Source organism: Fortiea contorta PCC 7126, from assembly GCF_000332295.1.
GTDB lineage: Bacteria > Cyanobacteriota > Cyanobacteriia > Cyanobacteriales > Nostocaceae > Fortiea > Fortiea contorta.
This window is the reverse complement of record NZ_KB235930.1, coordinates 4,554,641-4,579,517: the sequence shown is the minus strand read 5'-3', so window position 1 is coordinate 4,579,517 and position 24,877 is coordinate 4,554,641. Positions and strand designations below refer to the sequence as shown.

Sequence of the window (24,877 nt, the reverse complement as noted above, 5' to 3'; positions counted from 1 at the left end):
ACGAATTACCAATGACTTTTACTTCTACCAAAACCTTAGCCGATCAAGTCCGTGCTGACTTCCCCATATTACATCAACAAGTCAACGGCAAAACTTTAGTTTATCTCGATAACGCGGCGACATCACAAAAGCCTCTGCAGGTGCTTAACACCATACGAGATTATTATGAGCATTACAATGCTAATGTCCATCGGGGTGCTCACACCTTGAGTGCAAAAGCTACCGATGCTTATGAAGGTGCGCGAGACAAAATAGCCAAGTTTATTAACGCCGCATCCCGTCAAGAAATTATCTACACCCGCAACGCCAGTGAAGCTATTAACTTAGTCGCTTACAGTTGGGGAATGAATAATTTGCACCCCGGAGATGAGATTATTTTCTCAGTCATGGAACACCACAGTAACATTGTTCCTTGGCAATTTGTGGCGCAAAAAACGGGTGCTGTTTTAAAATTTGTAGAACTGACACCAGCAGAAACCTTTGATTTAGAACAGTTTAAACAACTGATTTCTGAAAAAACAAAACTGGTGTCAGTAGTTCATGTTTCTAATACATTGGGTTGTATTAATCCAGTGCAAGAAATAGCTGCGATCGCTCACAGATACGGTGCGAAATTCTTAGTTGATGCTTGCCAAAGTGTCCCTCATATGCCTGTCGATGTCCGGCAAATTGATTGTGATTGGTTAGTTGCTTCCGGTCACAAAATGTGTGCCCCGACAGGGATAGGATTTTTGTATGGCAAGTTAGAATTGTTAGAATCAATGCCGCCCTTTTTTGGTGGTGGCGAGATGATTTCTGAGGTATATTTAGACCATTCTACCTATGCCGAATTACCCCACAAATTTGAAGCCGGGACACCTGCAATTGGGGAAGCGATCGCCCTTGGTGCGGCGATAGATTATCTTAGTAATATAGGTATGGATAAAATCCACGCCTATGAAGCCGAATTAACAGCGTATTTGTTCCAACAATTAGCGCAAATTCCCCAAATTCGGATTTATGGCCCCAAGCCAGATGCAAACGGAGAAGGTAGAGCCGCTTTAGCTGCTTTCACCACAGCAGAAATCCACGCCAACGACCTATCTACATTATTAGATCAAGAAGGCATCGCCATTCGTTCTGGACACCATTGCACTCACCCCTTACACCGTTATTTAGGGCTTCCAGCAACCGCAAGAGCGAGTTTGTCTTTCTACAATACCCGCGAAGAAATTGATATTTTCATCAAAGCTTTGCAGGAAACTATCGACTTTTTTGCGGGAATTTTTGCTTAATTTGGGGTGGGCTTGTCCCACCTTTTTTTATTGCCCACGCCGAGACACAAAGGAGTTTTTAAAAACTTTTACAGGAGCAACTAAAATGTCATACAGTGACTTTACGCTAGATAAAGTGAGGAAAACTTTTGGTTTAACCCTTGTTGATAAAATTGACCTATTTGCTTCTATAGAAGACTTAGAATGTCCGCCATTACTTACAGAGATATTGAAAGAAAATATCCCTTTAGCTCTTGGTAGTAATACGGAAAAATCTCGTTCTGAAATGATTATTGCTCCTATTATAATCGCTCTCAGAAAATATTTCAACAATCAAATTAGTTTATTTTCTGGTATAGATTTCACAGTAGATCCTGCTCAAGGATTAAATGGAAATTGTGATTTTATTATTAGCCGTTCACCAGAATTATTAATTGTGAATGCCCCAGTTGTGACTATTGTAGAGGCTAAAAAAGAAAATATTAATGCATGTTTAGGACAGTGTATAGCTGAGATGATAGCAGCTAAATTGTTTAACGAACGCGAAGGTAATAACATTCAAATGATTTATGGTACTGTCACCACTGGTACTATCTGGAAGTTTTTGCAGATCAAGGGACAAGTAGTGGAAATTGACTTGAGTGAATATTATATTAATAATATAGGTAAAATTTTAGGAATTTTATCTAAAATTGTGATGGAAGAAGTATTTTAATATGCTAGTCCACTCAACACCCGCAGAACAAAGAACAGTACTACACAACGTTAGCTGGGAAACCTTTGAAGCCTTGCTAAAAGACACAGGTGAAGATAGAGGTTCTCGGTTTGCTTATGACTGCGGTACTTTAGAAATTATGACTCCACTGTTTCAACACGAAAATCCTAAAAGTAATTTGGGAAACTTTATCGTTGCTTTAGCTGAAGAATTAAATATTGAAATTAGAAGTGCTGGTTCTACAACATTGAAGCGGAAATTGGCAAGAAAGGTAATAGAACCAGATGCTTGTTATTATATCCAAAATGAAGCAGTTATTCGTGGACGGGAAACTTTAGATTTAGAAACAGACCCACCACCTGATTTAGCAATTGAGATAGATATCACCAGTAGTTCAGTTAATAAATTTAATATTTATGCAGCGTTAGGTGTAACTGAACTTTGGCGATATGACGGTCAAAATTTAAAATTTTATCAGCTAATAGAGGAGCAATATGTTGAATGTAAGTTTAGTATTGCCTTTCCTATAATTTCAGTGAGTGATATGAGCCGATTTATTCAGCAGAGTAAAAGCATGGGTGAAATTGCTCTGCTGAAATCATTTCGTGCTTGGGTGAAAAGTTTGCTTAATTAATAAGGCAAATGTTAAAAGTTGCATATAAACATTAACTCAAAGTATCAGGATCTATCCCTAATCTTCGCAACTGTTGTGCCAAAATTTCAGCGCGTCGTTCAGCAGTATTAGCCCGTTGTTCAGCAGCTTGGGCCCTTTCTTCAGGAGTCAAAAACCTCACGCCTTGCTCATCATACCAATACAACCAATCCCGCGTAATTCCTTGATAAGTTCCCCGTTCATAACCAATCGCTAAACCTATCTCAGTTAACCAAACAGGATTTCCTGGTTGCAAAACATATTCACCATTAATCAAACGATAAACTTCTAAAGGTGGCTTTCGCCGACGTTGAGGATTGTAAACCACATAATATAAAACTTCCATCTCGGCATAAAGTTTCTTTTTGCTGGTGTATTCCCCACGCCTTCTGTGAGAGACTACCTCTAGTGCCATTACTGGCATCACCTTTTCTTCCCACAACACATAACTTAAGCGCAAGTTCTCATCAAAAACTCGCTCGACTCCCAAACTTAAAAACCCATCTGGTACAATCGCAGGCAAATCGGGGTCATAATAAATCCCCATATCAACGCCAAAAAACCAATCCATGCGGTTAGCCCAAAGCCAAGCTAAAATGGCTTCGAGTAAGCCAGGAATTAAATGTTGTAGTTGATTATCCACAGGTTCATCGTCTGAGTCAGGTAAGTCCTCTGCAGTGGGTAAGCAGTGTAATGGGTTGTAATTTAGCATAGTAGGTGTGTTTCCAGCGTAAACGCGCAGCGGCTTGTCGATATCGCATACTCACAGTATTGATCATAGGTTCTAGATTTTGGATTGGTAGTTGTCTATCTCCTGCTTTTTCTTGCGATAATTTCCAAGGGGACACGATCCCCACTGATTAGTTAAAGGGGGATAGATGACCATTAAGCGGTTGGGTTTAATTTTGCTGACGGTGATATCTTTAGGATTAGCGGGTTTGTCTCTAGTCGGTAGTTGGCAAGAACCTCAGTTCCAAAGTCGCCTGGAACTGTATCAAACAAATATTGTCCTACAAGCCCAAGCCTGGCAAGCTGAAGATGCTAACGGTGAAAATATTCAGGTAATCCAGGAAGCCATACTTGGTGATAAGCCCTTGGAAAATGCCACTAAGCAGTATCAAGAAGCACGCCAGTCTGTACTAACTAATCTGACAAAACTTAACAACCAGCTTACACAACTGCGTTCTCAACCAGTTACAGCACCCACGCCACCTAAACCCTTACCACAAACTCAAGCAGCAGACAATACTCCTAGTCTGGCGCAGCAGCAACAGCTACAGCAATCTGTCAACGAACTGCAAAAATTACTGGCTGAGTTAAACCTGCGGCTGGGAATTTTACAAGCCCAGCAAGCACAAACTGATACAGCCTTAAAAACTTGGACAGATTTACAGCAAACTACCGATATCAATCCAGAATTTGGAGAAACTGCTGCGGTTCTAACTGGATTGTGGAGTGACCCCGCACGCATTTTACCCAACGCCCAACAACTAATTAAACAGAATTTAGAAGGTTGGTTTCGTTCAACTGCACTGGTGCAGTTATATCAACTCCAACAGCGCCCAGATGCATTGTTGGCTGTACAAGCTACAGCACAACAAGCGGCTAGTCAAGCAGTGTTGAAATTAGCAGCAATTGCCATCGTACCCACGATATCAGCTTTGACTGGTATGGTGCTGCTGATTTTTCTGTTGGGACAGCGTTTAATTAAAGGCAAAGCCTCTTTGTTAGCGCAAAATGGTGATGTACCTTGGACAACACCTTGGGAAGGTGAAATAGTTGTGCAGGTATTTGTCCTGGGCTTTTTCTTGATGGGACAGCTTTTTATTCCCCTGGTATTTTCTCTACTCCCCATCCAGCTTGCCAGTGGTGATGTCCGACTTCAAGCTTTCTCAGTATTAATTCGTTATGTTCTGGTAGCAGCAGGTGCGCTGTTGGTGTTGTATTCATCAATTAAGCGCTTTTTTCCTTTACCAGACTCGTGGTTTAGCTTTCGGTTCCAAAATAAATGGTTTTTGTGGGGATTAGGTGGCTATTGCGCGGCTTTACCTATAGTTGTGTTGGTGTCTTTGATTAATCAACAACTTTGGCAAGGTAAGGGTGGAAGTAACCCTTTGTTGCAGCAGGCGCTAGAAAGTCAGGATTCTGTAGCATTGGGGATATTTTATGTGACAGCGGCGATCGCCGCGCCTTTTTTTGAAGAAGTTTTATTTCGCGGCTTTTTATTGCCTTCTCTGACTCGCTACCTGTCTGTGTGGGGCGCAATTATCGCTAGTAGTTTGTTATTTGCCCTCGCTCACTTGAGTTTATCAGAGATTCTACCCCTCACAGCTTTGGGGATCGTCCTGGGAGTAGTGTACACGCGATCGCGCAGTCTCCTCGCGCCTATGCTTCTCCACAGTCTCTGGAATAGTGGTACACTACTCAGTTTATTTATCCTGGGTAGCAGTAACTAATAATACATTATTTTTACTGTTGCGAAAAATGAAATATTTGCTGTTATCGTCCCATATAGCAACAATTTAGTTGTTATACTGACTGATAAGCACGACTTAATCATAATTAACGTCTAACGTAAATTATGAAAATCAATGCAACTTCAAGAATTCTGGGGAAGGATTCTGGGCTTTATAGAAATGCCTGGGTTTTTACCACTTCCTCAGGTAAATTTCCCATATCTTGCTGACTCACTTTTAGTGTGATTTCGGGACGAATATTGCTCAAAGCAAAATTACTCCAGAAATGTTGTGAAATAAAACACAAAATATCTCAGTAAGCTTCTAGTTTCTGCTAGAAATTTTGGGATATTGGTTGCATAGATCTCTGACTAAATGTTACTTCTTTGCACTGAGGTAGCAGGGAAAAATTCCCGCGCTGTCATTCCTTGGCAAAGGATGCATTGTCAATTATGATTGCAATCATCTAGAAAAAAGTCCGGACTTAAAAGTCATGGACTTGTAGAAAGTGGTATTGCAGTACTGGGCTTTTTACTGACGGCGGCGAGTTCATTTTCCTCAACAGAAATGTCTAACCTCAGAGACTGTAAAATTGCCGAGTAGGGATCTATATTGATTATTACGAGCAGTTACTGAGAAGCGCGATCGTTGCAGAAAATGTCAAGCGACTTACTCAATCTTCAGCAGAGAGCATACTCTCTGTAAGAATAACGCATGGGTTTTGGTTATCTCTTGGAGATATACCTCAACTAGTAGTAACTGTTATCCATGAAAACTCGAAAATTATACCTTTTTATTAATAGCAACAATCCTATGGCAAACCTCAATCCTAGTCACGCTACCAAACAACTCATATCTGGTTACTGTGGCATTATTTTCGGCAGTTTAGGTATTCACAAGTTTGTTTTAGGCTACGCCCCAGAAGGCTTTATCATGTTGGTGATTTCTATCGTTGGTGGTTCTTTTACCTACGGCTTTACTTTTTTAATTATGCAACTTATTGGTTTAGTTGAAGGTATGATTTACCTGAATAAATCTCACGACGAATTTGTCAATACCTACTTTGTGAATAAGCAGGGCTGGTTCTAAAAATTTATAGCTGAAAATTTAATTTTTGTTATTGGCAGAGGCTACAGGTAATCACCTGTGCCCCCTCTTGCCTCTTTTTTTGTACCATCTGTATCTACATTTGCTGTTTAATTATGTTAACTTTTCAACCGCAAAGGCTAATTTTAATCGCATTTATGCTGTTGGGCTTTGGATATTTTAGCCTGATGTCTCAATGGGAAATCAACTATTTTCTCAAATGTTTAATTGCAGTTCTACCTATACAAATTGCAGCGATAATTTACATAAATCGTTGGCGCTGGCATCGTCGTTGACACTCAGATATAGCAGGGAACAGGGAACAGGGAACAGAAAAACAATATGTGTAATTAATTCTGTCTGGTTACTTAATTTTAATAATTTCATTAACTCCAGCCCGCCGACCTTAGTTGGTGGGCTTTTAACCCTGTGCAGCCACGAGAGAACAGAGTTGATCTGCAATTTTAATAAATTAAAATTTTTTTACATGCAGTCGTAGTTCCAGATTTCGCCTACCCTCAAAATAGAGACATTTTTCGTCTGGCATTATTTTTTGTAGCGAATCTAACTAAACTCTTGCCATGCAACCTGTTCCAAAAACTAAGCTTGCTCTAGAACTGATCCCCATGACAGAAAAAATCATTCTTGATGTTGGGGGAATGAAGTGCGCCGGGTGCGTCAAGGCAGTAGAAAAACAGCTAACTCAACAGCCTGGAGTCAAAAGCGCCTGTGTGAACTTAGCAACAGAGGTCGCAGTTGTTGAGTCAGAAGTTGGTGTGGTAAATGCGGATGTATTGGCAGAGCAATTGACAGCAAATGGTTTCCCAACTCAGCCCCGAAATAGTACCGCAGGTGAAAAATCAGCCCTAGAAGACCCACAGGAACGACAACGCCGAGAAATGCGCTCTGCTATCAAGCAGTTGATAACTGCGCTGGTGCTGCTTTTGCTGTCGGGGATCGGGCATTTTGGCAATATTAGCGCTTCACTATTGCCATTTTTCAATAACATTTGGTTCCATTGCGGACTAGCAACGATCGCTATTATCATTCCTGGTCGCCCAATTTTAGTAGATGGTTGGTTGGGTTGGCGGCGCGGTAGTCCCAATATGAACACCCTGATTGGCTTGGGATCGCTGACAGCATATGTTGCTAGTTTGGTGGCTCTACTGTTTCCCCAAATGGGTTGGGAGTGCTTCTTTGATGAGCCTGTGATGATGTTGGGCTTTATTTTGTTGGGACGGACTTTAGAACAACAAGCCAGAGGTCGGGCCGCTGCTGCGTTTAGGCAATTGTTAGCGCTCCAGCCCCAAATAGCCAGATTGATTCCTCACCCAAATATTCACACTCAAGAGTCTATTGTCGGCTCAGTTAGTGTTGAGATTCCTGCCGAACAAGTGCGGGTTGGGGAATGGTTACAAATTTTACCAGGAGATAAAATCCCCGTTGATGGTGAGATTGGCTATGGACAAACTACCGTGGATGAGTCGATGCTGACTGGGGAAGCAGTACCAGTCATCAAGCAACCGGGGGATCAAGTCACAGCCGGAACTCTCAACCAGTCGGGAGCGATCGCTATTCAGGCTACCCGTACTGGCGCTGATACAACCCTAGCTCAAATTGTCGCCCTCGTAGAAGCTGCCCAAACTCGTAAAGCCCCGATCCAGAAATTAGCAGATACAGTCGCCGGTTACTTTACTTATGGTGTGTTGGCCTCGGCGGTGTTGACATTTGGTTTTTGGTATTTTCTAGGTACACATATCTGGACAGATGTCAACGTTTCCGGTGGGATGGAAATGATGAGCCATAGCGCCCACAATTCTCTCCCAGCCTCCCCACTATTGGTGAGTTTAAAACTAGCGATCGCGGTGATGGTAGTCGCCTGTCCCTGTGCCTTGGGGCTAGCTACACCCACAGCCATTCTTGTCGGTACCGGCATAGGAGCAGAACGCGGGCTGTTAATCAAAGGGGGCGATGTTTTAGAACGAGTCCACCAACTAAATACTGTCATTTTTGATAAAACGGGCACTCTCACCACGGGTAATCCCACGGTTACAGATTGTTGGCTGATTGCGGAGGGATCGCACGTTAAAGACAATGATCCACAATCAATTTTACAACTAGCTGCAGCCGTAGAAAGCGGCACATACCATCCCTTAGCCAAGGCAATTCAACAGGAAGTACAAAGGCAACAGCTATCTATTCCAGATGCTGTAGATTTTTACACAGAGCCAGGATTGGGTGTATCTGCCGTAGTTGAAGGTACGAGGGTACTCCTAGGTAATTGGGATTGGTTGAGTTGGCACGGTATCACTATCAGTGAAACTGCACAACAGACGGCTGAGAAATTGGCGAGGGATGGTAAAACAATCGTCGGTGTCGCTGTTGGGGAAAATTTAGCCGGATTGATTGCTGTGTCTGATACCCTCAGACCAGATGCTCAAACTACGGTTGACAAATTGCGCCAGATGGGTTTAAAGGTAATGTTGTTGAGTGGCGATCGCCCAGAAGCCGCCAGTGCTATTGCTCAACAACTAGGGTTAGATAGTGCTGATGTGATCGCAGGTGTCCCCCCCAGCAAGAAAGCCGCCGCCATCCAAGAATTACAAGCCAAATCTGGAGCTGTTGTGGCGATGGTGGGAGATGGGATCAATGATGCCCCAGCTTTATCCCAAGCCGATGTCGGCATTGCTCTATACTCAGGAAGTGATGTGGCCATGGAAACTGCAGCAATTGTCTTAATGCGCGATCATCTTAGCGATGTTGTCGAATCAATTTACCTCAGTCGTGCCACCTTTAATAAAATCCGGCAGAATTTATTCTGGGCTTTTGCATATAATACAATTGGTATTCCTTTAGCGGCTGGTGTTTTGTTACCCAACTTGGGCTTTGTCCTTAGCCCATCTAGCGCCGCCGCATTAATGGCCTTTAGCTCAGTTAGTGTTGTCAGCAACTCAGTGTTATTAAGACGATTGGCTCAAAAACCTTCAGTTTCCGAAACTGAGGTCATCTAACCAAATTCATCTTGGTTTTGTCAATCTCATATTAAAGGGAACAGGGACAAATAAGCCGCCCATAAGAGCCAGGGTCTTTACCTACCTTGAGAGACAAGGATTGTTTCGCTCACAAGGGGCCAGGCTTTAAACCTTTACTTGTTTTGTCTCACAAAACCTGTTCAAGCTCCTCTAAGAGCTAAAGTAGCTAAAAGAGTAGAGCATAATTGTTCTACTCTGACAGTGAAAGTATGGAATTTTAATCATCCTTAGATTCAGTAACACAGACTTTAGTGCGCGAGAATGGCCGGAAAAGATATTCAACACATCTCAATTAATCACAGTGCAAGCGATCATAGCAAAAATACATCAATGGCAGCAGACACTAATGAAAGCCATCTACTAATTATTGAAGATGATCAAGGTCGTAAAGAATTTCCTCTAGAAGAACCTGTTTATTCCATCGGTAGAGATAGAGACTGTAATATCCGCTTGGCGTCACAATTTGTCTCTCGTCGCCATGCCACGTTAGTGAGATTGCCGCGAGAGCATAATAGTCATAGCTACTATTATCGAATTGTTGATGGCGACGCCAAAGGTAAACCCAGCGCCAACGGTTTGATGGTTAACGGGCGCAAAATGCCCAACCACGATCTGAGAAATGAAGACGAGATCGTTTTTGGCCCTCAGGTACGTGCCATCTATTATCTATTGAGAAATACTCAACGACCAGGGCAAACTGATTCTAGTGAATATGATATTACACTGATAAATCCAGGTATGACTGAGGATCTAGAAGACTAAAAACACGCCTATTTGGTGCGTGTTGCACCTAAATTTAGCTGGTTTTTGTCATAGTCAACCTGTTTTGAATTTGGGATTTGGGATTAGGAGTTGGCGTCACCCTCAGGGGGTGAAGACTGAACCTAAAATCCCAAAAATCTCAAATCGCTAGTCAAAAATAGCAAGTTAAAAATCGTGAAATATCTTTGACTATAGAGGTTTGATGTGTATAAGTAGCAGTACTTATCCCGCCAGACTTTCTATCAAATTCCAATGGCGGCTTTGTTCAATCGCCTGTTTGACGAATTCAAACATTTGCCGACAATGATTATGAAGTTGGAGTGGCAATTCTTCATTTTTCACAACAATACTTAACCGTGTTTCCGCTTCCGTAGCTGTTGATTTGTCAACCAGTACTTCTACGGTAACTAACTTAGAGAAAGTAACATTACCAGGGATTTCACGAGCCATGATGTAATCGGTTGTGTAGTATTGCACATCCAATTCACAGTTTTGTAGTAAATCTATTAGCAACTCTTGAAGATGGTCAATGGGAACAGAAACGATGAATGAACAGGTATAGCGAGCCATAATAGCCCCACGCGCTTGCAACAATCCGTCCATCCTATAATACTGAAGGCTCTAAACGACCAGTCACTTATAGATTTATAAAAAATTTGGCGAATGAGGGAGCCACCCCTCGACTATAGTCAAGAAGCACATTGCAAGTGGCGTTAGGGGACATAACCAATAACAAATAACCAATTTAGCAGAGGTGCAGATGAAAGTAGCAGTTACAGGAGCAACAGGATTTGTCGGTAGTCGTCTAGTCGAACGACTCCACCAAGAAGGTCATAGAGTGTTGGTATTAACTCGTAACACCGCCTCAGCCCAGAGAGTTTTTCCCTCCGAGTCCTTCACAAATGTAGAAATTTTGGCTTATACACCGACTGTATCGGGTTCTTGGCAAGATGCGATCGCTCTTTGTGATGCTGTAGTCAATTTAGCGGGAGAACCCATCGCTGAGGAACGCTGGACACCAGCACATCAGCAGGAAATTCTCAATAGTCGTCAGCTAGGTACACAAAAAATCGTCGAAGCCATAGTTAAGGCCAATCCTAAACCGAGTGTGTTAATTAATGCTTCGGCAATTGGCTACTACGGCACCAGTGAAACAGCCACCTTTGATGAAAATAGCCATGCTGGCAACGATTTTCTCGCCCAAGTCTGTCAAGCTTGGGAAGCGGAAGCAGCAAAAGTTAAAGATGCTGGTGTCCGATTGGTGATTTTCCGCTTGGGTATTGTCCTCGGTTTGGGTGGGGCTTTAGGTAAAATGATTACTCCATTCAAACTCTTTGCTGGTGGGCCTATTGGTAGCGGTCGCCAGTGGTTTTCTTGGATTCATTTAGACGATTTGGTCAATCTGATTCTGCAAGCTTTAACCAAATCAGAAATTGAAGGGGTATACAATGGTACCGCCCCTCACCCCGTTCGCATGGCAGATTTAGCGCAAGCAATGGGACAAGTTATGGGTCGCCCTTCTTGGCTACCAGTTCCGGCGTTCGCTTTGGAAGCCCTCTTAGGAGACGGAGCCAAAGTAGTCTTAGAAGGTCAACAAGTCATCCCCAAGCGGACTTTGGAATCAGGGTTTGAGTACCAATATCCGCAATTGCTATCAGCACTCAAGGAAATTTTGAAATAGGACTGCGCGAAGTCCCACGAGCGCAGTCCCACGGGCGAGGGGTATGGATAGAAATACCGTTCTCTATTCCCCTTTGCCAAATTGCGGGAATTTTTGCGAAATCCAACTAATTAAACCGCTGAGGAGGGCGCCACCCATGAGAATACCAATGGCTGGGTTGAATAGGGGCTGCCATAATTGATGCCACAAGTCTAGACCTAAGTTTACTCCAGAAGCGTCACCAACTGCAGCGATCGCTAACCACCCAAAGCCGAATAAAACTAGAAATACATCAGCAACTAAAATCAGGTTTAGCCATCCTAAAAATTTATCTTTCATCTGGGGGTTAGGGGTTAAGGGTTAGAGGCTGGGGATTAGGGGTGAAAAAGATTTATTTTGAATTGTCGAGCGAGCTTGTTCCTCACCCCTAGGTTCTAGCGGCTATTCATTAAACAACCAACCTTTGATCTTGACTAAACTTTGCCAATCTGGTTTTCTGCTTAAACCGTCTTCGATGCTGTTGAGGATTTCATCTCGCCAATCTGGGTTGACAAAAATTAACTGTTGGGCAAAATCTACATGTTCTCGCAGACCTTTCTGACCAGTTTCTAGCATAGCGATGGCTAAATTCACTCTAGCTTGCGGGTCTTGAGGATTTAACTTGACTGCCTTTTGGGCTGCTTTATAAGCAAAGTTGGCTTTATTGTCGAGTAGATACAACCAAGCTAAACAAGTCCAAGCGGGACTGCTTTTGGGAGCACGATCGCAAACTTCTTTAAATACAGGAATTAAATCAGCAACAGCATCTCCTGCTTTATAGCGTTCTAAACCTGTATCAAACAGGGATTCTACTGTTTGAGTCATATTAATTCAGTGATGAGATATTGGTCATTTGTGATTTGTTCAGTTGTTCAATCACAAATGACAATATTACACCCCAAATGACTTCCCGCAACCGCAGGTTTGATTAGCGTTAGGATTAGTGAATTGAAAACCGCCACCAATCATGGCATCGCTATAATCGAGCATTAAACCATAGAGGTATAACAAGCTTTTGCGATCGCAAACGATTTTAAACCCGTCGTAGTCAAAAACTTCGTCCTGAGGACTGATCTTGCTGGTATCTTCAAAGTCCATCATGTAAGACATCCCAGAGCAGCCGCCTTGTCGCACTCCTACCCTTAAACAAAAGTCTTTACCTTGTTTGTCCCGGAGGGATTTGACTTGGTTTAGTGCGGTTTCGCTCAACATAATTCCGCTCTGTTGAGGCGCAGTTACTTGTGTCATTTGCTGTTTCCAGTCCTTAACTAGTGTGATCAATACCCAGTACAGGCTTTTTATTGCCTCTTTAGTGTTTTTATATTAATTCTAGCGACATTGATGTCTCTAGTTGCCAAATTGTAAACACTCTGTCAAAAGCAGCCATGGGTTTTTATTCTAGAATTGAAAGACTCGGTGTAATTAGAGATGCGATATTTTTGGAATTTTCGCTGCACTGCAGCCTGAGTCGCCATCATCAACCAGGGGAGCCAGGGAAGGGGGACATGAGAGCCATCGCCCACAATCCTACTCACTGTGTAGCAGCAAACCGTAACCAATTCTCCCTTCACAGAGGGTACAGCCAGGAAGAATAGTTCCGAGGCTGGCCATTGCCAAAAGTCACGAACATCATGCTTGTTTTGATTAATTTACTCTATGACCAGTTTTAATCGCTCTACCAGTCGTCGGTTGAAGAAATTAACTCAAATTCCTTCTGTGTGGGAAGGCGATCGTCGTCCATTGTCGTCGTCACAAAAGAGCATTGAGGATTTGGAGGCTAAGGGCGATTGTATTCTTTGGGTGGATGGCTCCCAAGGGATTGTTCGCGGAATGGATGTAGTCAGCTCAGAAACTGGGCCCGAAGCAGTTGTCCGTACCTTAATGCGAGCCATGGAGCATCCCCACAGTCCTGCTAAACCAGCCAGGCCCCAAAGAATTGTCGTGCGCGATCGCGAAATCCAATTTTATTTACGCGGTGTCTTACAAGACTTGGATATTGCTATTGACTATTTACCAGAATTGCCTTTAATTGACGAGTTGTTCCGCTCTTTTTCCGACATTCTTGATAGCCAAATTCCCGATTTACCGCCACAATATGCCCAAAGTTTGCGAGAAAAAGCCTATGCTATTTGGCAAGCAGCACCATGGGAATTTTTAGAGGAACAGCAAATTTTATCTATAGAAATTAATAAATGGGATGTGGGTACACTCTATGCTTCAGTCATGGGAATGCTGGGGATGGAATATGGAATTTTGTTATATCGTTCTGAAGATTCCCTCAAACAGTTTCGCGCTGCAGTTTTAAGAAATGAGGAATCAGAAGGACGTTTAGAAGAAGCTTTCTTGAAACAAGATTGCTTGTTTTTGACTTTTGAAGAACCAGACCAATTTGATAGAAATACCAGCCATTTACTCGATCTACCCCTAGGAGAACTTGACCCAACTTTTGGTAATATCCACCCTTTAGAAGGACTCAGGTCTGTTTTATATGATGAAGAAGCGCTAATAGTTTTTGTAGCTTTGGAAAGCCTCAGTCGTTTTATCCGCGATCACCGTCGCCAACTTTATACAAATTCTTTCCCCCAAGTCAGCCGTCGCTATCGTATTTCTCTCCCCCATTTAGTAGAAGAAGCTTCTAAATCAGTATCTGTGACTGTTTCTACTATGCCGCAATTAGCAGCGGAATTAGAAGAAATGGTAGGCGCAGGCGACCAAGAAGCAGCTATTGATCCATCAAATCCGATGTTTCGCTCTTTGCGAGATGATTTGATTCCGGAAGATTCGTTTCTCAGCTTGGGAGTAGTTTCTTGGGAAATGCTAGAATACCTCCACCAAGGAGTTACCTATCATCAAATTGGTGATATGAGAAAAGTCGGTGACGGATTGCCTGTAATTTTAATTCAAACTTCCCGTCCCAAGGCTAAAACTGTAATTGAAAATATCGAGGCTTCTGGCGGATTGAAAGCTATTTGTTTTAATCCTGGAGCCGATTCTTTTGATGATGGTGATAGCTATGATTTGGGTTTATTGCAAACTCAAAATGGTGAGTTATTCTTATTTGGTGAGTTTCTAGATAATGATCCCACCCATATAGAAGCACGCAAAAAATGGAATCAGCGTTGTAAAAATACTCAGGGCCACTGCGGTTTGATTATCGCTAAAGGACTAACGGGGGCTGCGAGGGGAAATCCCCAACTGCGCGACATGATGGCTGTATTTGAAGCGCGATCGCTCTCACCCAAGGATTTAGGTATCGGTACTCTCCAGCTGATTCCTCAGTTGCAATTTGAATAATTATCTGTGTCTTAGCCCCAGCATGGCTATACCTAAAACCTTCGTAGAGGCTTTGCAATGCAACGTCTCTAAATTCCGTGGGAATACACAACAATGTATAAAAATTCCTCTTTTCTAGCTCCTAATTCCTAGCCTCTATTTTCACATAAATCCACTATATGTGTATATTCGCTGACAACAAGCGATGAGTTCCTTTGCCAAAACTTTATGAAGTATTGATGTTTTCATATTTCTTCAAAGAGAATTTTGACTGTTTCAATTGCGAAAATTTAGCAAAAACTCTCAAAAATATCTCTGCAATGAGTGATTAAATAAAATTTCAGCCAATAGATATTAATGTCTGATATTTTTTGGTTATTTTTTGCCTTAAGTATCCCTGGAAATACTAGTATTGTTTATCGAAATTTTATAATGTTGAGGTTTTCTTTGTAATTTTTTTATAAAAAATGGATAATCTGATTATCTAGGCTGGGAATGAAGATTATTTAAAGGTTATTAATTATGGCTATAATAAATGCACTCTAAAAAGCTGGGAGTGTACAATAATTTTTACGTGTAAAAGGACAAACAAATAATGATTGAATAAACCGCAGTTTCATCTGTTAAGAGTTTGATTTTAAAAACAAATCTGGCAATTTAATAATTAATTAAATTTCCTGAAAATCTTGTTTGTAAACTTGTCAAATTGACAGAATATATTGGTTTAACAACTATGGAAATAAGGCAATATTTGAAGATATTTAGTATAAAAATCTCAAAACCTGCTGAACTCTTCCTATTGGTGGAAGTTAAACACTCAGACATTAATGTCATAGTAATTAATTGCAGCAAGACAGCACCCGATGTTTGGGAGATAAATTAGAAAGCTAAGAGAAAAAATGACAAATGTACTGGAGAAGTCTATGAAAAAAATAGCACATAGGCTATAGTCTTATACTCAGCGGCTCTGTAAGTAAACAATTGGATAATAACAGGCAGATGCAGACAAGAATATGTTTGCATTTAGAGCGATCGCCTGTTGACTTGCACTTTAAAATAGATGAATAATCACTTATATACATTAGGCAATGCACTTACAAGGTAGCATTCCACAACGCTAATGATTCTCTTGTTTAATTGTCAGTTGCCGTAGCAAATCTCTCTTTCAGAGGTTGTGCTCAACACTCTCCATACTTCAGAACAAATGCTTTTGATAAAGAAAATTCCGTAAACCTTGATTGAGTTAATTTTGAGGATCAAATTTATCTAAGTAAGCGGACATCATTAAATGTAACTGTGTTTTTCCTATGCCTTATGACCCATTCTCTATTACCGTCCTCTACGAGTGATATTTATTTGTGTTCAAATACTTATCACCTTCAATTTTCCGTTTTGATTCAAAGTTGCATTGAGGTAAGTTTTATTAAACACTGAGTGTGCGCTATTTTTCCTGTCACATCAGTCACAAATAACGCTTGGTTTTTATATTTTATTGGAAAATGGAGAACTTCTGACAAAATAAATATTTTAGTATTAATGGCATTGCTGGTTTTCTGACACTAACTTCGATAATCTAAACTTTTTCACCTTTTAAGTTCCGATGTCTTTAATGATGTTAATACACAGCAACTAGCATGATAATGACAAATAAAAAGTGGGCCGTTAAACGCATAACTGTCAATCTCGCAGCACAGGAAGCGGAAAAATTAGATCAATATTGTTCGCAGACTGGTAGACCAGCAACGGATGTAATTCGAGAACTAATTAGAGGTTTATCCGTCTCAGAAGATACTAAAGAGGGAAGCAAATAGGTAGTATTTTAACGGGGTGGCAGACAATGGTTTTGCTAACCCAAACATACCTAAAATGTTTGCTTCTTAAAGCTAAATTGTACCACGCATATAAGTTGAGCATGATCATGATTTAAATAATCAAAAAATATTAAGCACATACTAAAGGGGAGGGAATCACCGTACCCGGATACACCCCTGGAAATGAATGTGAGTAGCAAATTCCGCCACCAACCCAGTTACAATCTGTAAAGAAACTGAAAAGGAACGACGGAATGCGCGTTGCAATCGTAGGTGCGGGACTAGCTGGGCTAGCAACTGCAGTAGACTTAGCCGATGCTGGCTGTGAAGTTCACATTTTTGAGTCTCGTCCGTTTGTCGGTGGTAAGGTCGGTAGTTGGGTTGACAGTGATGGCAACCACATTGAAATGGGGCTGCATGTATTTTTTGGGTGCTACTACCAACTGTTTGATTTAATGAAGAAAGTAGGGGCGTTAGAAAACTTGCGCCTCAAAGAGCATACTCACACTTTTATCAACAAAGGTGGACGTACTGGTGCGCTGGACTTTCGCTTCTTCACGGGTGCGCCTTTCAACGGATTAAAAGCATTTTTTACAACTTCTCAACTATCTTTGCAGGATAAATTGCAAAATGCGATCGCTTTGGGAACCAGTCCCATTGTCCGCGGCTTAGTCGATTTCGACGGTGCCATGCAAAACATCCGCAACCTCGATAAAATCAGCTTTGCTGACTGGTTTCGCAGTCATGGTGGTAGCCAAGGGAGCATCAAACGCCTGTGGAACCCCATCGCCTACGCCCTGGGATTTATCGACTGCGAAAACATTTCCGCCCGTTGCATGTTGACAATATTTCAGTTTTTTGCTGTAAAAACTGAAGCCTCAATCTTGCGGATGTTGGAGGGTTCCCCCCACGAATACCTGCATAAACCCATTTTGGAATACTTAACAGCCAGAGGTACTCAAATTCATACCCGTCGCCAAGTCAGGGAAATTCAGTTTACTGAATCGGATGCCCAAACCCATGTTACAGGTATAACCGTTGCCCAAGGCGACGCCGTAGAAACAATCACCGCAGACGCCTACGTCTTCGCCTGCGATGTCCCAGGAATTCAGCGTATTCTCCCCCAGGAATGGCGGAAATGGTCAGAATTTGACAAAATTTATCAACTTGATGCAGTACCCGTGGCGACGGTGCAGTTGCGATTCGATGGCTGGGTGACAGAACTGCAAGATCAAGAGCAAAGGAAACAGCTTAATCAAGCAGTAGGAATAGATAATTTACTGTACACCGCCGATGCAGACTTTTCTTGTTTTGCTGATTTGGCCTTGACTAGTCCGGCTGACTATTATCGCCCAGGACAGGGATCATTGATGCAACTAGTGTTGACACCAGGAGATCCGTTTATTAAACAAAGCAACGAGGCGATCGCCCACCATGTCCTCAAGCAAGTGCATGAACTGTTTCCCTCGTCAAGAGAACTCAACATGACTTGGTATAGTGTAGTCAAACTGGCACAGTCTTTATACCGGGAAGCACCAGGAATGGATGTGTATCGTCCCGATCAAAAAACACCAGTATCTAACTTTTTCCTTGCAGGTAGCTACACACAGCAAGATTATATCGACAGCATGGAGGGGGCGACAATTTCCGGCAGGCGTGCAGCAAAAGTGATATTGGCAAGTATCAAAAAATAACTCACTGCAAAGGATACAGAGGTATAAAAAGCATGGCAGACTGGTTAGAGCATACCGTCCAGGTAGAGGTAGAAGCTCCCATAGAATTAGTTTGGAGCCTCTGGTCTGATTTAGAACAAATGCCCAAATGGATGAAATGGATTGATTCAGTAAAAATACCGCCAGATAACCCCGATATATCTCTTTGGAAACTCAATACAGGCGGTCTAGAATTTACTTGGAAATCCCGGATTCTGAAAGTGATTCCCCACCAAATCATCCAATGGGAATCAATTGATGGTTTGCCGAATCAGGGAGCGATCCGTTTTTACGATCGCCACGGCAGTAGTATAGTCAAAATGACCGTATCCTACGCCATCCCCGGCATGATCGGTAAAATTATGGATAACTTGTTCTTGGGAAAAGCAGTAGAGTCAACAATTAAAGCTGATTTAGAAAGGTTTAGAGAATATGCCTTAAGCATGAAGGTAAATTAACTCATAGCCAGTACTCAGCAAGAATCAACAAGCTTTATAGATTTTCTACCCTAACCCCTAATCCCTAACCCCTTCCCGGAAAAACCAAAGCTAAAATTTTTCTTGAGTACCTAACATTTGCAAGATTTTTTCCGCATAATCTAAATCCCCGACAATGCGCCGAATTGGGTAAGGCCAGACTTTAACGAGGGTGGGAGTGGCAGAAACTTGATCGATTTCTGCTTGCTCTGGATTAGTGAGGACATCAACCACCTTTAAAGTGTATGGGTGTCTTAGCGATCGCTCTAACAATTCGTGTAGATTATGGAGAATACGTTCAGTATTGGCACTATGTCCAGCCACAAATAGCCGCAAAACATAGCCTTGAGTGTTAAGTTGCAATTTGGGTGGTGATGTCCCGGCGCGGCGATATTTTGAACCAGCCTCAGCTATATCTAAACGGACAATCAAGTCGTGGTCTTCCCAAAGTTGGGGAAACGAAGCGCGATAAGTTGCTAACACCATGCGATCGCACATTCCCTCTTGCCAAGGGGCAGCTTGCCATACCAATTCCCCCGTGCTAAAAATAGCATTGAGCACCGCCTGATGTCGCATCACCGCCGGATATGCCTCCGCGAAAGTCCTTACCTGTTGAGAGCGCGGATCTAACCAGTGGTCAACAGTTGCAGTGTAACAAGGCACTAAAAAATGTGGCAATTCTGGTAAATCTAAAATTTCCTGTAAAGCAGCACACAAATGCAAATGCCATCGACCCTGTTTGTCAGGATCGATGCAGTAAATTAAATCTCCTCCAGGTGTAAACAGGGCAATCCCTTTAAACAACTGGGGCTTAGATACTTTATCTTTAGTCAAGTCATTTACAGGGAATTAAGGTATGGGGGACTTTGACCCTGGACTCTTAGCTTTGATTAAACTCGTCCTCGCAGGAATTGGGCCATTTCATTAGGAGTTGGTGACATTTCCAAAGCAGTTTCTTCAGTGATGCGACCATCCTGATAAAGATTGAGTAGGGACTGGTTCATAGTAATCATGCCATCAAAACCAGCTTGTTTCATCAACTCGCCAATTTCATCATATTTACCATCCTTAATCCACTCTTTGATGGCATCAGTGTTGATTAGGATATCGTGAAATGCCGCCCGCTTGCCATCGGTAGTACGGCACAAACCTTGAGCAATCACTGCGACTAAAGACTCAGAAACAGCCACCCGCATCGAATCCTGTTCTTCTGCTGAGTAGAGATTTAAAATCCGTTCGATGGTCTTGACTGCACTATTTGTGTGGAGAGTCCCCATCACCAAGTGACCAGTCTGCGCCGCTTTCAGGGCGGTGTTGACCGTCTCTTTATCTCGCATTTCTCCCACCAGAATCAAATCTGGATCTTCCCGCAAAGCTGCTTTCAAAGCGTTATCAAATTTGCGAGTGTGCATTCCCACTTCTCGCTGCTTGACTAAAGATTTGCGGCTTTGGTGGACAAATTCTATCGGGTCTTCAATAGTGATGATGTGCTTGGCCATTTCTTTATTGATATAGTCAATCATTGCCGCCATGGTTGTAGACTTACCAGAACCGGTAGGCCCAGTCACTAGAATTAACCCTTTATGAGAATGGCAGATATCCCGGAACACGGGAGGTAATCTCAGCTGTTCCATGGTCAAAATTTTCAGTGGAATCAACCGCAGCACCATCGCTGGCCCTTTCAGGGAACCAAAAACATTGATCCGCACACGGGCGAAATCATATTGAGTCGCACCGTCAAATTCTAAATATTCTTCAAAACGCTGAATTTCAGCCTCAGTCATTACCTCCCGTAACCAACTCATAAAACTTTCTCTATCTGTTTCCGGATATTCTGTTGGTTGGATTTCCCCCCGGTTGCGGAAGCGAGGTATTTCACCTACGCCCAGATGGATATCAGAAAAACCTTGATCATAAGCCTCTTTAATGAGGCGCTCTAAAGTCAATCTTGAACTGTTGCTGGTCGCGCTTGCAGTTTGCGGGATTGGTGGTGGCGTCCCCGGACGATGGGCTAAGGGCGGTGGTGATACGGTTTGAGTCGGAGGGTAAAGGGAATGTTGATTTGCTGACAGATCCAGCGTTTCTGTAGCTTGTCGCTGTGTAACAATCGTTGGCGGTGGTGGCGGCATTGGTGGCACATTACGTGTAGCAGCAAAATGGGAATTTAAGGGTTGATGTGTTTCTGTCATATATCTTTAAAATTTGGTAGGCAAAATTTAAACTCAGTCTGAAAATGCCTCAAACAAGGTAAGGTACTCGGTATCCGGACGTTTAGCGCTGGTTTATTTTGAGTAAAAGTATATTTTTTAACTTCAACCTCCAGCATTTAAAATTTGTATACTAGGTTTTAAACCTTACATAAACTTGTTTAACACACTACATACCTGCTTTTACCTCAGTATTAATATTGGGTTATCTAAGTAATTTATAAAACTAAAATTTTTAACTAACATCACTAACTACTGACAATGAATAACAGCATCGATACCAAAATATGCATTCAAGCCCGCTAGATAATTATGAGAAGTCTGGGGAATTATTATAAGAAATGTTAAGCAAAATGGGCTGGAGAGGGCGGCAAAGCAGCTAGACGATGTATGGCGTTTACAGTCTATTCCTGCAGATAGATGCTGAAAACTAGTTTTTCCTCTAAAAGGAAACCCAACTTTACATTCATAATTATTAAAACCTAACTGTAAAGTTTAGTAAATAAATGCTCATCTTCTCAGATGGTTTTTATATACTGAACTTCACTAGAAGATTCAGCTTAGTTGCCAAAAGCAACATCAGACTGAGGTCAATTTTTTGTTATTTATCTGGGAGGAAAAGTCATGGTTTCGGCTGATAGCTCTAATCTGGGTAAGACCTACTCCTTATTGATGGTCAAAAGCTTTTTGATCTGGACGTTTACATTGGCAGTATGCTTACTGGTTGTCGGCTTCCCGTTGGTGGTTTTGATGGCGACGGTGGGATGTTTGTTGTCAATTGTGTTGCAGTCAGTCATGCCGGTGAGTGCTGTTTTGCTGGTAGCGGGCGGTTTGATTATGTTTAATGTGATGGCAGTCGTCATTGCAGCTGGTGTACTCACCTTCAAAGGTGTACATCCAAACGAAATTAAATGGTTAAGTTGGTTGCATGGAGAGGCAGAGCAAATGCAAACTACTGTCTATGCCGCTTGCCCTTTAACTTGTGACCTCAAACCATAGTCATCATCCCCAAATTCGACAAACAGTGCATCTGCCCGGTCAAGCCGGGTTTTTTCATGGTTATTGATCATTAAACATACACTGTCACATAAAGAATCAGTAAAGATACTGAATTTAGTACCGCTAAACTATTGACTATTGACCCTTAACTATCGACCATTGACTATTGACTAATAATTATTCACTATTAGCCAATGACTAATCAAAAACGAGTTTATGTTATTTTGGGTACTCGCCCCGAAGCCATTAAACTGGCGCCGGTGATTCAGGTTTTTCGGCAATCTCCAGATTTTGAGTTGCAAGTGATTTTGACTGGTCAGCATCGTGAGATGGTGGATCAAGTTATGCAGCTATTTCATCTCCAAGCTGATGGAAATCTGGAAATTATGCAGCCGCAACAAACACTCAGCGATATTACTTGTCGCAGTTTGCGGGGCTTGGAGGCTTTATTTCGAGAAAACAGGCCGGATTTGGTAATTGTCCAAGGTGATACGACTACAGCTTTTGCGGCGGCTTTGGCTGCTTTTTACCAAAAAATTTCCGTCGGTCATGTGGAAGCTGGCTTAAGAACTGATGACATATTTAATCCTTACCCAGAGGAAGCTAGTCGGCGGTTAATTTCACAAATTACCCAGTTGCACTTTGCACCAACGCCCTTGGCTGTGGAAAATTTACAGCGTTCTGGTGTTTTAGGCGAGATTCATTTGACTGGTAACACAGTTATTGATGCATTGTTGAATGTGGCTGCTACCCAACCAGTCTGCAAAGTTCCTGGCTTGGACTGGAATTTATATCGTCCTTTATTGGCGACAGTCCACCGTCGAGAAAATTGGGGAGAACCGCTACAGGGAATTGCTCAAGGGTTTTTACAAATCTTAGACAAGTTTCCGGATACAGCTTTACTGCTACCATTACACCGCAATCCAACGGTGAGGGAACCTCTACAAGCTTTGTTGGGTAATCATCCGCGAATTTTCTTGACAGAACCTCTAGATTATGCTGAGTTGGTGGGAGCGATCGCTCGCTCTTATTTCTTACTAACTGATTCTGGCGGATTACAAGAAGAAGCGCCCAGCTTAGGAAAACCAGTATTAGTGCTGCGTGAAACCACAGAAAGACCAGAAGCGGTGAGTGCAGGTACTGCTAAACTGGTCGGTACTGCTACCGAAAGTATCACAACGGCTGCATCTGAGTTATTGAGTAATCCCGATGCTTACGCAGCAATGGCTAACGCCATTAATCCTTTTGGTGATGGTCAAGCTGCAGAGCGCATTTTGCAAATTGTGCAAAACTACTTGCAAAATACATAAACAAAACAGTTGGAACTATTATCTTTAATTCCTTAAGGGTGCATTTAATAGTTAAATTGTGGCTTTGCAGAATTTAAATGTAGAGACGTAAAAATTTACGTTTCTACAAGATTTTTCATACAAGCAATCAACAACACCTCAATTGTTATGGCTTGGGAGCTGACAAACCGCGACCTTTAGATTTGCAAAGCTTTAAACCATTTACTCACCACTGAGTTAATGGTTTTTTTAATTTGATGCTTGCGGCGCCACTTTTGGTAAGCTGTTTCATAATCTTCGCCTTTAGATTGAAAAGTATTCCAAGCATCAAGCCCGACAGCTGACCCAGAAAAGAGTAAAGTGTAAAGTGACCAAGCCAGACCGCCACCAGCCATGAGATCGACTAGTATTAAAAAGCCGTTGATGATAGCATAGTTGCCAGCCCGCTTCTTAAATTTTCCCCGGCGGTAAGTATCAAAAACTCGCCGCTGTTGTACATCACTTTGTTGCACTAGCCAGTCATTTTCTGCTAGTCTGAGAGTCTCTACAGATATTTCTAATTCAGCAGCGATTTCTAACAATTCCTGGTAAGAAAATTCCTTGTCTGGATCGTCAGCTTGACGGGCGATCGCCAACTGGAGAATTTGCTGTATGTCTTCTTGGCTATAAGAACGGACGATTTGGGGTTCTGATGCCGTCATAGTTTTTGCAGTTATACTACTTTTAATACTAATTTTTCGCCTGATAGCCGTTAAACAGCTACATCACCAACAGCTATCCTGCCATTATCCCTAGACTAGCAAATCTAGATAGTGCTGTCGGTAGAAATTTCTGCAAATATTAACTAGGCTGGGGTTGTCGAAAGGCATAAATTTCTTTGATAACTTCTACCCAGCCGTTAGAGACAGACTCAAGAATGCGATCGCCTTTTTCTCTAGTGGTTGTAGTCGCGTCGCCAATTTCTTGTCTGGAATGGATGCTCAAGAGTGGGTTGAGCAACTGCGTTGCGGTGAATCCAGCCCAGCGCGCATGAGGCGTTTTCTCACCGTAGGCGACTGGCGTTATACCAATTCACGAAAAAGTTGATACAGATAGATTTCTCGTAGGGGCACGGCACTGCCCATACGTGTCAACTTAACGTGAAAGCCTTGTCCCGCCTCACAATGAATTCTGAGTCTCATAGCTTAAGTCATCTCAAGATGACTGAAAATTCTCACAAATTCCTAGTCTACTTTAGTAGACTTCAGCTATAAGAGAGGGAATTCATTCCCTGGCGGGTAGGTAAGCCCTGCAATCAGCCATCTGTGGCTTAAGTTGACACCAATGGGCACTGTTCCCTACCAACGTGTTTGTATCATTATTAAAGTGAAATGGTATTAGCGCAGCGTAAAGCTTCTCTACGAGACGCTACACGTGGCTTGCTTCTCCGTAGGAGTACGCTTAGAGCGACTGTGC

General features: G+C 42.3%; 22 protein-coding genes and 1 pseudogene. 14 read left to right on the top strand and 9 right to left on the bottom strand.

Going from position 1 to position 24,877, the window contains the following annotated elements; all coding sequences use genetic code 11:
• Nucleotides 1–11 precede the first annotated feature (11 nt).
• The 3 genes from MIC7126_RS0121275 (at nt 12) to MIC7126_RS0121265 (ending at nt 2,602) form a co-directional block, all read left to right on the top strand.
• A complete protein-coding gene (locus MIC7126_RS0121275; protein ID WP_017655178.1) occupies nt 12–1,274 on the top strand; it encodes a cysteine desulfurase in 1,263 nt (420 codons plus the stop codon).
• 85 nt (nt 1,275–1,359) lie between these two features.
• Nucleotides 1,360–1,968: a hypothetical protein gene (locus tag MIC7126_RS0121270; RefSeq protein WP_026100437.1), complete on the top strand. Its 609-nt coding sequence runs from the start codon at nt 1,360–1,362 to the stop codon at nt 1,966–1,968.
• Between the two features lies 1 nt (nt 1,969).
• Complete coding sequence (locus MIC7126_RS0121265) at nt 1,970–2,602, top strand: Uma2 family endonuclease (protein WP_017655176.1); 633 nt, start codon at nt 1,970–1,972, stop codon at nt 2,600–2,602.
• 31 nt (nt 2,603–2,633) lie between these two features.
• Here MIC7126_RS0121265 and MIC7126_RS0121260 read toward each other — a convergent pair whose 3' ends face one another.
• On the bottom strand, nt 2,634–3,332 hold the full coding sequence (locus tag MIC7126_RS0121260; RefSeq protein ID WP_017655175.1) for a Uma2 family endonuclease: 699 nt from the start codon (nt 3,330–3,332) through the stop codon (nt 2,634–2,636).
• A gap of 166 nt (nt 3,333–3,498) precedes the next feature.
• Between MIC7126_RS0121260 and MIC7126_RS0121255 the strand changes: the two genes are divergently transcribed.
• From MIC7126_RS0121255 to MIC7126_RS0121235, 4 genes are all read left to right on the top strand, one after another.
• Complete coding sequence (locus MIC7126_RS0121255) at nt 3,499–5,076, top strand: CPBP family intramembrane glutamic endopeptidase (RefSeq protein ID WP_017655174.1); 1,578 nt, start codon at nt 3,499–3,501, stop codon at nt 5,074–5,076.
• Between the two features lie 813 nt (nt 5,077–5,889).
• Entirely contained in the window at nt 5,890–6,165 is a 276-nt protein-coding gene (locus tag MIC7126_RS0121250) for a TM2 domain-containing protein (protein WP_026100436.1), read from the top strand.
• Between the two features lie 578 nt (nt 6,166–6,743).
• A complete protein-coding gene (locus MIC7126_RS0121240) occupies nt 6,744–9,173 on the top strand; it encodes a heavy metal translocating P-type ATPase (RefSeq protein ID WP_017655171.1) in 2,430 nt (809 codons plus the stop codon).
• Between the two features lie 282 nt (nt 9,174–9,455).
• Nucleotides 9,456–9,956, top strand: coding sequence for an FHA domain-containing protein (locus tag MIC7126_RS0121235; protein WP_026100435.1), 501 nt, complete (start codon nt 9,456–9,458; stop codon nt 9,954–9,956).
• Between the two features lie 222 nt (nt 9,957–10,178).
• Here MIC7126_RS0121235 and MIC7126_RS0121230 read toward each other — a convergent pair whose 3' ends face one another.
• Entirely contained in the window at nt 10,179–10,526 is a 348-nt protein-coding gene (locus MIC7126_RS0121230) for a hypothetical protein (protein WP_026100434.1), read from the bottom strand.
• A 190-nt stretch (nt 10,527–10,716) separates the two neighbouring features.
• On the opposite strand from MIC7126_RS0121230, the gene thyD reads away from it, so the two are divergent.
• The gene (gene thyD / locus MIC7126_RS0121225; RefSeq protein ID WP_017655168.1) at nt 10,717–11,637 is read left to right on the top strand and encodes a thylakoid membrane protein ThyD; all 921 of its coding nucleotides are present in this window, start codon (nt 10,717–10,719) and stop codon (nt 11,635–11,637) included.
• A gap of 63 nt (nt 11,638–11,700) precedes the next feature.
• Here thyD and MIC7126_RS0121220 read toward each other — a convergent pair whose 3' ends face one another.
• The 3 genes from MIC7126_RS0121220 to MIC7126_RS0121210 all read right to left on the bottom strand — a co-directional run bounded on the left by MIC7126_RS0121220 (nt 11,701) and on the right by MIC7126_RS0121210 (nt 12,903).
• Nucleotides 11,701–11,955, bottom strand: coding sequence for a hypothetical protein (locus MIC7126_RS0121220; RefSeq protein ID WP_017655167.1), 255 nt, complete (start codon nt 11,953–11,955; stop codon nt 11,701–11,703).
• 102 nt (nt 11,956–12,057) lie between these two features.
• Nucleotides 12,058–12,480, bottom strand: a complete 423-nt coding sequence (locus MIC7126_RS0121215) for a tetratricopeptide repeat protein (RefSeq protein WP_017655166.1) — start codon at nt 12,478–12,480, stop codon at nt 12,058–12,060.
• A gap of 66 nt (nt 12,481–12,546) precedes the next feature.
• Nucleotides 12,547–12,903 carry an iron-sulfur cluster assembly accessory protein gene (locus MIC7126_RS0121210; protein ID WP_017655165.1) on the bottom strand — a complete coding sequence of 119 codons (357 nt, stop codon included), beginning with the start codon at nt 12,901–12,903 and terminating at the stop codon, nt 12,547–12,549.
• A gap of 408 nt (nt 12,904–13,311) precedes the next feature.
• On the opposite strand from MIC7126_RS0121210, the gene MIC7126_RS0121205 reads away from it, so the two are divergent.
• From MIC7126_RS0121205 to MIC7126_RS0121185, 4 genes are all read left to right on the top strand, one after another.
• Complete coding sequence (locus MIC7126_RS0121205) at nt 13,312–14,949, top strand: DUF6930 domain-containing protein (protein ID WP_017655164.1); 1,638 nt, start codon at nt 13,312–13,314, stop codon at nt 14,947–14,949.
• A gap of 1,613 nt (nt 14,950–16,562) precedes the next feature.
• A complete protein-coding gene (locus tag MIC7126_RS0121195) occupies nt 16,563–16,739 on the top strand; it encodes a ribbon-helix-helix domain-containing protein (RefSeq protein ID WP_017655162.1) in 177 nt (58 codons plus the stop codon).
• 254 nt (nt 16,740–16,993) lie between these two features.
• Nucleotides 16,994–18,433, top strand: coding sequence for a 9,9'-di-cis-zeta-carotene desaturase (gene zds / locus MIC7126_RS0121190; protein ID WP_017655161.1), 1,440 nt, complete (start codon nt 16,994–16,996; stop codon nt 18,431–18,433).
• Nucleotides 18,434–18,465: 32 nt separating this feature from the next.
• Entirely contained in the window at nt 18,466–18,909 is a 444-nt protein-coding gene (locus MIC7126_RS0121185) for an SRPBCC family protein (RefSeq protein ID WP_017655160.1), read from the top strand.
• 90 nt (nt 18,910–18,999) lie between these two features.
• Here the strand turns inward: MIC7126_RS0121185 and MIC7126_RS0121180 are convergent, their stop codons facing one another.
• Nucleotides 19,000–19,761 (bottom strand): circadian clock KaiB family protein, encoded by a 762-nt coding sequence (locus tag MIC7126_RS0121180; protein ID WP_017655159.1) that lies wholly within the window; start codon nt 19,759–19,761, stop codon nt 19,000–19,002.
• 56 nt (nt 19,762–19,817) lie between these two features.
• Nucleotides 19,818–21,116 carry a type IV pilus twitching motility protein PilT gene (locus MIC7126_RS0121175; protein WP_017655158.1) on the bottom strand — a complete coding sequence of 433 codons (1,299 nt, stop codon included), beginning with the start codon at nt 21,114–21,116 and terminating at the stop codon, nt 19,818–19,820.
• A gap of 642 nt (nt 21,117–21,758) precedes the next feature.
• Between MIC7126_RS0121175 and MIC7126_RS0121170 the strand changes: the two genes are divergently transcribed.
• On the top strand, nt 21,759–22,133 hold the full coding sequence (locus MIC7126_RS0121170; RefSeq protein ID WP_017655157.1) for a hypothetical protein: 375 nt from the start codon (nt 21,759–21,761) through the stop codon (nt 22,131–22,133).
• A gap of 194 nt (nt 22,134–22,327) precedes the next feature.
• Entirely contained in the window at nt 22,328–23,443 is a 1,116-nt protein-coding gene (gene wecB, locus MIC7126_RS0121165) for a non-hydrolyzing UDP-N-acetylglucosamine 2-epimerase (RefSeq protein WP_017655156.1), read from the top strand.
• 176 nt (nt 23,444–23,619) lie between these two features.
• Here wecB and MIC7126_RS0121160 read toward each other — a convergent pair whose 3' ends face one another.
• Together MIC7126_RS0121160 and MIC7126_RS30690 are read right to left on the bottom strand one after the other, a co-directional pair.
• Complete coding sequence (locus MIC7126_RS0121160; RefSeq protein ID WP_017655155.1) at nt 23,620–24,123, bottom strand: 2TM domain-containing protein; 504 nt, start codon at nt 24,121–24,123, stop codon at nt 23,620–23,622.
• 139 nt (nt 24,124–24,262) lie between these two features.
• Nucleotides 24,263–24,382, bottom strand: a pseudogene (locus MIC7126_RS30690) (creatininase family protein); the annotation flags it as partial.
• Nucleotides 24,383–24,877: the final 495 nt, after the last annotated feature.

Bases quoted from the DNA above. Each gene is read 5' to 3' on its own strand.
- MIC7126_RS0121275 (WP_017655178.1), top strand. From the start codon at position 12: ATGACTTTTACTTCTACCAAAACCTTAGCCGATCAAGTCCGTGCTGAC.
- MIC7126_RS0121270 (WP_026100437.1), top strand. From the start codon at position 1,360: ATGTCATACAGTGACTTTACGCTAGATAAAGTGAGGAAAACTTTTGGT.
- MIC7126_RS0121265 (WP_017655176.1), top strand. From the start codon at position 1,970: ATGCTAGTCCACTCAACACCCGCAGAACAAAGAACAGTACTACACAAC.
- MIC7126_RS0121260 (WP_017655175.1), bottom strand. From the start codon at position 3,332: ATGCTAAATTACAACCCATTACACTGCTTACCCACTGCAGAGGACTTA.
- MIC7126_RS0121255 (WP_017655174.1), top strand. From the start codon at position 3,499: ATGACCATTAAGCGGTTGGGTTTAATTTTGCTGACGGTGATATCTTTA.
- MIC7126_RS0121250 (WP_026100436.1), top strand. From the start codon at position 5,890: ATGGCAAACCTCAATCCTAGTCACGCTACCAAACAACTCATATCTGGT.
- MIC7126_RS0121240 (WP_017655171.1), top strand. From the start codon at position 6,744: ATGCAACCTGTTCCAAAAACTAAGCTTGCTCTAGAACTGATCCCCATG.
- MIC7126_RS0121235 (WP_026100435.1), top strand. From the start codon at position 9,456: ATGGCCGGAAAAGATATTCAACACATCTCAATTAATCACAGTGCAAGC.
- MIC7126_RS0121230 (WP_026100434.1), bottom strand. From the start codon at position 10,526: ATGGCTCGCTATACCTGTTCATTCATCGTTTCTGTTCCCATTGACCAT.
- thyD (WP_017655168.1), top strand. From the start codon at position 10,717: ATGAAAGTAGCAGTTACAGGAGCAACAGGATTTGTCGGTAGTCGTCTA.
- MIC7126_RS0121220 (WP_017655167.1), bottom strand. From the start codon at position 11,955: ATGAAAGATAAATTTTTAGGATGGCTAAACCTGATTTTAGTTGCTGAT.
- MIC7126_RS0121215 (WP_017655166.1), bottom strand. From the start codon at position 12,480: ATGACTCAAACAGTAGAATCCCTGTTTGATACAGGTTTAGAACGCTAT.
- MIC7126_RS0121210 (WP_017655165.1), bottom strand. From the start codon at position 12,903: ATGACACAAGTAACTGCGCCTCAACAGAGCGGAATTATGTTGAGCGAA.
- MIC7126_RS0121205 (WP_017655164.1), top strand. From the start codon at position 13,312: ATGACCAGTTTTAATCGCTCTACCAGTCGTCGGTTGAAGAAATTAACT.
- MIC7126_RS0121195 (WP_017655162.1), top strand. From the start codon at position 16,563: ATGATAATGACAAATAAAAAGTGGGCCGTTAAACGCATAACTGTCAAT.
- zds (WP_017655161.1), top strand. From the start codon at position 16,994: ATGCGCGTTGCAATCGTAGGTGCGGGACTAGCTGGGCTAGCAACTGCA.
- MIC7126_RS0121185 (WP_017655160.1), top strand. From the start codon at position 18,466: ATGGCAGACTGGTTAGAGCATACCGTCCAGGTAGAGGTAGAAGCTCCC.
- MIC7126_RS0121175 (WP_017655158.1), bottom strand. From the start codon at position 21,116: ATGACAGAAACACATCAACCCTTAAATTCCCATTTTGCTGCTACACGT.
- MIC7126_RS0121170 (WP_017655157.1), top strand. From the start codon at position 21,759: ATGGTTTCGGCTGATAGCTCTAATCTGGGTAAGACCTACTCCTTATTG.
- wecB (WP_017655156.1), top strand. From the start codon at position 22,328: ATGACTAATCAAAAACGAGTTTATGTTATTTTGGGTACTCGCCCCGAA.
- MIC7126_RS0121160 (WP_017655155.1), bottom strand. From the start codon at position 24,123: ATGACGGCATCAGAACCCCAAATCGTCCGTTCTTATAGCCAAGAAGAC.